This window comes from Pseudonocardia nigra (assembly GCF_019396355.1).
Classification (GTDB): domain Bacteria; phylum Actinomycetota; class Actinomycetes; order Mycobacteriales; family Pseudonocardiaceae; genus Pseudonocardia; species Pseudonocardia nigra.
This window is the reverse complement of the sequence record NZ_JAHKRK010000427.1, coordinates 1-1,834: the sequence shown is the minus strand read 5'-3', so window position 1 is coordinate 1,834 and position 1,834 is coordinate 1. Positions and strand designations below refer to the sequence as shown.

Genomic DNA, 1,834 nt, shown 5'->3' with positions numbered 1-1,834 from the left:
CCCCGCGCCGACCGGGCGGCCGCCGAGGTGGCGGCGGCCCGGCAGGCGGCCCGGGAGGCCCGCAAGGCCGACGAGGTGCGGCTGGCGCTGCTCGTCGACACCATCGGCGGCGCCGTCACCGGTCTGCGCCGCGAGCTCGCGCTCGGCGGCGGCGGGCCTCGACCGGCCGACCTCGTGGCCGGTGCGGCGCGCGGGGTGCGCGGGGGCACGGCAGTCGACGGGCTCGCCGAGCTCGACGCGCTGCTCGCGGTGCCATCGGTGCACTTGATCGTCGACGGCTACAACGTGAGCAAGACGGGGTATCCCGAGCTGCCGCTGGCCGACCAGCGCACGCGGCTCGTGGGGCAGCTGGGCGTGCTCGCGGCACGCACCGGCGGGGAGATCACCGTGGTGTTCGACGGGGCGGGCGTGGTCGCCGCCGCGCCGCGGGCCTCCCGCGGGGTGCGCGTGCTCTTCAGCGACCCCGGGGTGCTGGCCGACGACGTGATCCGCGACCTGGTCGCCGCCGAGCCGGAGGGCAGGCCGGTCGTGGTGGCCACCTCGGACCGGGCGGTGGCGCAGTCGGTGCGCAGGTGCGGGGCCCACACGGTGCCCTCCGCCGTGCTGCTGGGCCGCCTGGTGCGCAGCTGACCGTCCCGGAATTGTCGGTGGGTGCTCCTACCGTCCCCGATGTCGGCAACCACCGGACGCCGGGAGGACGGAATGATCATCGACTGCGACAGCTGCGCGGTGCGCGACACCGCGTGCGGCGAGTGCGTGATCGGCGCACTGCTGGGGTCACCGGGCCCGCGGACGGGCACCCCCGACGGGGCGGAGGCGCCGTCCGGCGCGCCCATCGTGCAGCTCGACGCACCGGAGCGACGCGCCATCGCCGTGCTTGCGGATCAAGGCCTCGTGCCGAGATTGCGGCTGGTGGCGTCCGAGGCGCGCCGAGCGTCACGAGACCCCGACACAGTGCCACCTGTCCGTGACGCAGGGTGATAATTTATCGATGCAGGACCGGATGGAAACCGTTTGTGCTGCGTGAGGGTGACGGTGTGCAGGCGCCACGCCCGGTGACACGCGAGTTGGACGAGGTGCCTCCTCCTCCGTAATCTCCGCGAGACCTTGCGCGATGTCAGCCATTCGACAGCGAGTGGCGACGCAAGGTCACCGCGCGCTCGCCCGTTCGGACTCCTTGGTTGGTCCGTAAGGGGATCGACGCGCGGCTGAGGAGAGGAGATACGTCCGCGTGGAGTCGCCTCGGCGTACCCCATCCGGCCCCCGCTGGTCAGTCCCGCGGGTGCAGCGTCGTCCCGGCAGTGGCAGGCGTTCCCTCCTCTCCGGCGGCGCGGTCGTCCTCGCGGCGCTCCTCACCCTGGTCCTCGGTCTCGCGCCTGCGGTCGCGCAGCCCTCGCCCGCGCCGCCGCCCCCCACGAACGCGGCCGACGCCGCCGCCCAGTTGGAGCAGGTCCAGCACGAGGCGGAGGCGCTCACCGAGGAGTGGCACGCGGCCAAGGACACCCTCGCCGCCCGCGAAGCGGAGCTGGAGACCCTCCGCGCCGCCGTCGAGCCCGCGCGGGCCGCGGTGGAGGCGGCGCGCGCCAACGAGGAGGAGTTCCGGCGCCAGGTCGACGGGCTCGCGATGTCGACGTTCGAGAGCGGCCGGCTCGACCAGCTCAACGCGCTGCTCGCCAGCGGCTCGCCGCAGGAGTTCCTCGACCAGATGTCGGCGCTCGAGACTCTGGCGGCCGACTACCGCGACGCGCTCGCGCGGCTCATGACGGTGGTCGACGAGACCGCGGAGGCGCAGGCGGCCGCCGACGCCGCCGTGGCGCGCGCCCAGGCCGCCGCC

At 74.8% G+C, this 1,834-nt stretch carries 1 protein-coding gene and 1 pseudogene; both read left to right on the top strand.

Annotated features, from left to right (window positions below):
• Window positions 1–630 (top strand): NYN domain-containing protein (locus KME75_RS41240; protein ID WP_219420416.1); only part of this gene is annotated, 630 nt, incomplete at its 5' end.
• A 652-nt stretch (window positions 631–1,282) separates the two neighbouring features.
• A pseudogene (locus tag KME75_RS41235) lies at window positions 1,283–1,834 on the top strand (C40 family peptidase); the annotation flags it as partial.